Origin of the sequence: Rhodococcus sp. ARP2 (assembly GCF_001029585.1) — a bacterium.
GTDB lineage: Bacteria > Actinomycetota > Actinomycetes > Mycobacteriales > Mycobacteriaceae > Rhodococcus_F > Rhodococcus_F erythropolis.
The window spans coordinates 1-6,689 of record NZ_LEKE01000021.1 but is presented as its reverse complement, the minus strand read 5'-3'; the positions used below and the strand labels follow the sequence as shown (position 1 = coordinate 6,689).

General features: G+C 60.7%; 4 protein-coding genes and 1 rRNA gene. 3 read left to right on the top strand and 2 right to left on the bottom strand.

The annotated features are described in order from the left end of the window. Window positions 1–5 precede the first annotated feature (5 nt). Window positions 6–122: ribosomal RNA gene (gene rrf, locus ABX74_RS03335) — 5S ribosomal RNA — on the top strand. Between the two features lie 495 nt (window positions 123–617). Continuing rightward, window positions 618–1,937, top strand: a complete 1,320-nt coding sequence (locus ABX74_RS03330) for a plasmid pRiA4b ORF-3 family protein (RefSeq protein WP_223257816.1) — start codon at window positions 618–620, stop codon at window positions 1,935–1,937. Window positions 1,938–2,020: 83 nt separating this feature from the next. Here the strand turns inward: ABX74_RS03330 and ABX74_RS03325 are convergent, their stop codons facing one another. Further along, window positions 2,021–2,596 carry a TerD family protein gene (locus ABX74_RS03325; protein ID WP_003940660.1) on the bottom strand — a complete coding sequence of 192 codons (576 nt, stop codon included), beginning with the start codon at window positions 2,594–2,596 and terminating at the stop codon, window positions 2,021–2,023. A gap of 113 nt (window positions 2,597–2,709) precedes the next feature. After that, entirely contained in the window at window positions 2,710–5,892 is a 3,183-nt protein-coding gene (locus tag ABX74_RS03320) for a DEAD/DEAH box helicase (RefSeq protein WP_047888233.1), read from the bottom strand. 111 nt (window positions 5,893–6,003) lie between these two features. Here ABX74_RS03320 and ABX74_RS03315 point away from each other — a divergent pair. Continuing rightward, window positions 6,004–6,689, top strand: a 686-nt coding sequence (locus ABX74_RS03315) for an alpha/beta hydrolase (protein ID WP_047888232.1), incomplete at its 3' end; no start/stop codon positions are given.

Here is a 6,689-nt window from a genome sequence, read left to right as displayed (position 1 = left end):
TGAGTTACGGCGGTCATAGCGAAGGGGAAACGCCCGGTCCCATTCCGAACCCGGAAGCTAAGCCCTTCAGCGCCGATGGTACTGCACTCGACAGGGTGTGGGAGAGTAGGACACCGCCGAACACAAATTAAGAGAAGCCCCCCAACCAGTGATGGTTGGGGGGCTTTCTCGTACCCAAAACACCCCCCCCCCAAAAAACCACCCCGCACTCTCAGAGCGAACGGCACGTCCGTCGCCTCAGATCGACCGAACGCCCCGTTCGCACGATCAAGGGGCGGGCACGCCGCCGACTGACCACCGCGTCCGGGATCGAGCGAACGACACTTTCGTCGCCTCAGATCGACCGAACGTACCGTTCGCACGATCAGGGCACGATCAGGGCAGGAATTGGGTGAGGAAGATGCCAGCGCCGACGCACGTAGCGACTGGTTAGCCAAGGTACAGATTGTGAACCCTCTCATAGGTGCGAAGTACTCTCCGATTTTGTGCCTTTGTCCCTAGTACTTTGGCCTAGGCTGAGTGTCATGGTGGGGTTGAGCAGCTCGCGGGTGTCGCATTTGCGACTCGTTCCGACGGAACCTGAAGAACTGCAAAGGTTTGTACAAGAAGCTGGCGGAGTGCGTGGGGGCATTCAGATTGCGCGATCGTTACGTTCGAAGAGGCGCGCGGTACCGGCGCAATACGCGATACGTATCAGCGTCGACAATGTTTCCACTCAGATCTGGCGACGAATCCTCGTCGCGTCGGATCTGAATCTGGATGACCTGCATTCGGTCGTTCAACGGGCAATGGGGTGGAGTGACCGTCATTCGCACGCGTGGTCCAAGTCAGGAACCCGATTTCCCGGCGAGGTCGAAGAGTATGTAGCTTCCGGAAGCAACGCCGAGCAGCGCCTCGCCGGACGAGTGACGATCGTAGAGTCTGCGGTACGTCTGGACGAGGTCATGGCCTCGCCCGGCGATGAACTTAGATATCGCTATGGACGCTTCGGAAACTGGAGTCACACGCTGACACTTGAATCTTCGGAAGTACTGCCCGACGGATTCCAAATTGTGTGTGCCGCGGGTCGCGGTGCGTGTCCGCCGGAGGAATGCGTCGGGCCTGACGAGTACGAGCAGCTCCTCGGTGTCCTCGCTTCGGAGAAGTTGCGCTCCCACGAATGGACCCTCGAATGGCCGCAAACCGAATTCGAGCCGACACGATTCGAGATCGCTGAGGTCAACAATCGGCTTCATATACCTCGACCGGACGAGATCGTTGCGCCGTACGACACCGCAATGCTCGTCGAATGCCTGGAACCGTCGCGAGTCCCGGAACTGCGCGCGGTCCTCGCCCGAGCCGGCATTGACGATGAGTCGGCAATCGGAGAGTTGGTCCACGTCGAGGCGGGCCAACGCCTTCAAGCGGTCTTGACGCTGATCGGTGTCGAAGGGGTCGACGCTGATGACTTCTTCACGACGGTCGACGCGATGCTCGACGAACCCGAACTAGGACCTGTCAACCTTCCCAAGGGGCGATCACTCTTCGCAGTACTCAAGAGGTTTGGCCTGGTGCGAAAGCGCAAAGGGCAGATTGTGCTGACGAAGCGGGGACAGTCAGCGCAGCGGGACGCATCAATCATGTGGTCGGTGATCGTCGACAGCGTTCCGGTCGCGCCGGGCGGCTCGCAGAGAGCAGTGGAACTTCTTGTCCTCCTCGCCGTAGCCGCTGGTTTGTCGCCGGCAGATCGTCATCGCTTCGTCGCGGGAGCACTGGAGTCGATTCGGTCGTCGAGTGTCCTCATGTCCGGCGCTCAGACTTCCAAACGTGATACGTCCGGGAGCACCGTAGAGGTGCTCGGCTTGATCGGCGCTACGGGGTACGAGCTGGGGAAGTTCGGCACCAAAGAGGACTCTCCCTGGGCTGTTCACCTCGCGAGGGCGATCCTGCAGCGTTAACTCGCGCGTTCGATGCAGACAACCGAAACGGGGTTCGATCCGGCAATGCCGAATCGAACCCCGTTTCGTGTCCTGGTTAGAGATCAGATGTTGACGCCGTAGTCGCGGGCGATGCCGGCGAGTCCGGATGCGTAGCCCTGTCCGACTGCGCGGAACTTCCACTCGCCGTTGTGGCGGTAGAGCTCACCGAAAAGCATGGCGGTCTCGGTGGAAGCGTCTTCCGAGAGGTCGTATCGTGCCAGCTCGGATCCATTCGACAGATCTACGACGCGGATGTAGGCGTTGGTGACCTGCCCGAAGGACTGGAGTCGGGCATCGGCGTCGTGAATCGAGACGGGGAAGAAGATGTTGGTGACGTTGGGCGGTACAGCCGGGAGGTCGACGTTGATGACTTCGTCGTCGCCGTCACCTTCACCGGTGAGGTTGTCGCCGGTGTGCTCGATGGATCCGTCGGGCGAGCGAAGGTTGTTGTAGAAGACGAAGTGCAGGTCGGAAAGAACCTTGCGTTCCGGGCCGGTGACCAACGCGCTGGCGTCGAGGTCGAAGTCGGCACCACTGGTGCTGCGTGCATCCCAGCCGAGACCGACTGCGACCTTGGTGAGGTTGGGTGCGGCTTTCGACAGAGATACGTTGCCGCCCTTGGCAAGTGTGACGCCCATTCAGGTTCCTCTCGTTCGAACGAAGTGGATTTCTTCGTTCGGGAGTTCTGTGTTGTCCGTTCTCGACTCACATTACCGTGAGCGGGTAGGTGCGGTTCGACCGAATAGCTACCTCACTCGAACAGCGCGCGAAGATCCTCGGCGTCGAGTCCGGTGCCGAGTGTCCCTTCGGCGTCCATGACATTCGAGAACAATGCCGACTTCTTGGCTTTGAGCGCCATGACCTTCTCTTCGATCGTGTCTTTGGCAATGAGACGGTAGACCATGACGTTTCGTGTCTGCCCGATGCGGTGAGTGCGATCGACCGCTTGTGCCTCGGCGGCCGGGTTCCACCAAGGGTCGAGAATGAAGCAGTAGTCGGCCTCGGTGAGGTTGAGGCCGAAGCCACCAGCCTTGAGGCTGATCAGGAATACGGGGGCTACGCCAGACTTGAACTCCTCCAACACTTCACCGCGATTGCGCGTCGAACCGTCGAGATAGCTGTACGGAATTTTTTCCGCTTCGAGTCGTTTGCGGACAGAACCGAGGAACCCGGTGAATTGGCTGAAGATCAACGCACGGTGTCCGCCCGCAATGACGTCGTCCAATTGCTCGACGAGAGCGTCGACCTTGGCTGAGGGGACAGGTCCGCTTTCCTCGTCGACCAGCGAGACGTCGAGACTGAGTTGGCGTAGCACCGTCAGCGATTGCAGGATCGTGAATCGGTTCTTGTCGACGTCGTCGAGCAGTCCGAGAATCTTCTGCCGTTCGCGTTGCAGATGGGTGTCGTAGATCGCGCGATGGCTCGGATGCAACTCGATCTCGAGTATCTGTTCCTGCTTCGGCGGCAAGTCTGCAGCCACCTGTTCCTTGGTGCGCCGAACCATCAGCGGTTTGACGCGCCGCCGAAGTTGCGCCAATCGCTCTGTGTCGCCTCCCTTTTCGACCGGGTTGCGGTAGACGTCGGTGAAGGTGGTGGGACTGGGGAACAGTCCTGGTGCAGTGATCGCGAGGAGCGACCACAACTCCATGAGATTGTTTTCCATGGGAGTGCCGGTGATCGCGAGTTTGAACGGTGCGTTCACTGCCGTCGCACACTTGTGGACCTTGGACTTGTGGTTCTTGGCGAATTGGGCTTCGTCGAGTACCAGTCCGGACCAGACGCCCGCCGAATACGCATCGGTGTCGAGGCGAAAGAGAGCGTACGACGTCACGACGATGTCCGCCCCGTCGACGAGTGTTGCCAGGTCGGTTCTTCTGCGCCGCAGAGTATCCGTGATGACAGCGGTGTGGAGGGTTGGTGCAAACTTGGCCACCTCGGATTTCCAATTGGAGACCACGCTGGTGGGAGCAACGATCAGAAAGGGCGGCGCCGCTGGATTCGATTGCCGTGCAGTGCAGATCATTGCGAGAGTTTGCAGGGTCTTGCCCAGGCCCATGTCGTCGGCGAGTATGCCGCCCAGGCTGTGCTGCCGGAGGAAGTTGAGCCAGCGGAATCCGTCGACCTGATAGGGGCGCAGTGTTGCCGTCAACGTGGCGGGGACGTCGACGGGATCGATCCCGGAACCGCCGAGCAATCCTGCGATCTGCTTCTTCCAAGCTGCTGCCTGATGTTCGACTCTTCCCAGTGCCGTCAATTCTTCCCACAGCCCGGCTTGAAACTTGCTGATCGCGAGTTTGCCGGTTGGTCGATCGAGCAGCGACCGCGCTTCGGTGATGAGTCGGTGTAGACCGAGAAGGTCAGGTGCGTCGAGTCGGAAGAAGGCGCCGTCCGGCAGCAGTATGTGAGTCTCACCCTTGCTCAGGGCGGAGAACAGCGTGGTGAACGGAACGCCTTGTCCCGCAACGTCGACGGTGACGTCGAGGTCGAACCAGTCGGATCCGCTGCTCCCGTCGGGGGCTGACGTGCTGAGGCCGATCACGACAGCGTCGTCTGCGGGCCGATAGTCGGCGGGAGTGCCCACGACGGTGAGGTCGACGTCGTCGTTCGCGTCGAGTTGGGGGAGGAGGTCGAGTGTGAACTGCATGGAATCGAGGCCGGCCAACGTTCCCGCGAGAGTGGCCTTCGCCGCGGCCGCACCGAGGCTCTTGGCAATGGCGTCTTCGGCAACGTGGTTGCGGATCTCGGACTCGTCGGTGGTTGTGTCTGCGGTAGAAATGATCAGTTCGTCGGCATCGACTGTGTACTTCCATGCCGATTCGATGTCGATGCGGTGGTTGTCCGCGTACGTGGCGACCAGTTGTAGCCGAGGACCGGACACAGTCGGTGGGTTGTAGGCGCCGTCGGAAGATATGACGGGAGCGAGGTTTCCGAGTTTGAACACGAACCGCGAAGTGAATGCATCCCGATGCTCGGCGGGTATGTCGACCGATTTTCCGGAGTCGATCAACTGCCTCAGTTGGTGGGTTATCGGCGTGTGCAGTGGTGCGAGAGTGATCGCGTTGGCGGCGTCGAGCGCGAAGACGCCATGTGCCGGCGTGCCGACCAGTCCCCAGTCGGTATGGGTGACGATGTGCCCACCGGCCTGAATTCGGGGCGTCAGGCGGAGGTTGTTGTCTTCTGCACCGTGGACGTCGAGGCAGATGCTGGCATCGTCGAGTAGGGAGATGTTGCCGAGGCCGGCCTTCGAGTGAACGAGTGAAACGCCCACGGTGATCGCCTCACGAAGAAGAGACCAGAGTTGCGGGCTCGCGAACCCGGCAAGATCGATTTCCGCGGCATTTTGATTTCTGTAGTAATTGCCGGCGCTGTGGAGGAGATGTATGTCGCGTAGAACCCGGAGGTGATCTGCGGGGAACTGAAAAGTGCTTCCGAGTTTGTTCCAGGCGAGCCCGCCGGAGATCCACCCTCTCGCTCCTGGTTGTACGGGTTTGATGATGAGCCTTGTCGATGCGCCCTTGGTTCGGGTGGTGAATTGAATGCCAAGTCCACGTGTAGTGCGGCCGGCCGGGTCTGGTCGGAGCAACTCCTCGAGCGCGCTGTCCCATCCGAGGTGTTGTGGAGTCTTGTTCGCCTCGGCCACCGCTGCGAGCACCAACGCGACTACGTGCTTGCAGTTCATCCGCACGGGACACGTGCAGAGGCCACGCGTGAACGTTGCTGTACCGGCCGCGCTGCGACTTACCGAAATCGTGCAGGTGTACGGCTCTCGCGCAGTTCCCGATACAGCGCCGGTCAAGGTGTCAGCGGTGTCGTTCCATGCGATGGATTCGACTGCATTCTGCCGCAGGTAGGTAAGTCCGCGTTCGTAGGTGGTTGTGCCCACGACAGCACGAATTCGGTCGAGGTCGAGGGCCCTGACTGAATCCGGTTGCACGGGGCCAGCCTAGTAGCGGCGACCGACAGATCTTGTCGTGGTCGTTTGTCCAAGAAAGTCCGAACTGCACGGTATGTTCACGGAAACATCTTTGACTGGTTTGGGAGTTTCATGAGGACTGAGCGGCGTGCGTGGATCCGATCTGCGCGCACAGGTGCGGTGTGTTTGGCCGTTTGTGCACTTTCTTTGCAGTTGGGCGGACTGTCGACGGCAGCGCCGAGTTCCGGGAGCTCGGGAAGCTCGGGAAGTCTGGGCAGCGTCGAGGGCAGCGTGAGTTCGGGGTCGACGATCCCAGGACCGCTTCAGGAGGATCCGGGCCCCAAGCCGGAGCTGCGCGACGACATCGTCGTCCCGGCCATCGTCGGCGAGAAGGTGACCGCACCGCAGGCAGTCAGGCTGACGGTGGCGTCGCCTGCACTTCGACGCGAGGTCGGCGTCGAGATCTTGCTACCCGCGGACAATTCGGTTCCGCGCCCAGCGCTGTACATGCTCGAGGGCGTCGACGCCGGAGAGAAGAGCAGCGGATGGATGACGATCGGCGGCGCCCCGGCGTTCTTCGCCGACAAGAACGTCAACGTCGTGATGCTCAACGGTGGGATCGCGAGCCTGTACTCGGACTGGGAGAACCCGGATCCGCGGCTGGGACTGCACAAGTGGGAAACCTTCATCACCGAGGAGTTGCCACCGCTGATCGACGCGCGACTCAAGACCAACGGAATCAACGCGATTGCCGGCAATTCCATGGGCGCAATGGGTGCAATGATGCTCGCCCAACGCTTTCCGGACATGTATCGCGG

Excerpts from the sequence above, each read along its gene's own strand:
- ABX74_RS03325 (WP_003940660.1), bottom strand. The coding sequence starts at position 2,596 with ATGGGCGTCACACTTGCCAAGGGCGGCAACGTATCTCTGTCGAAAGCC.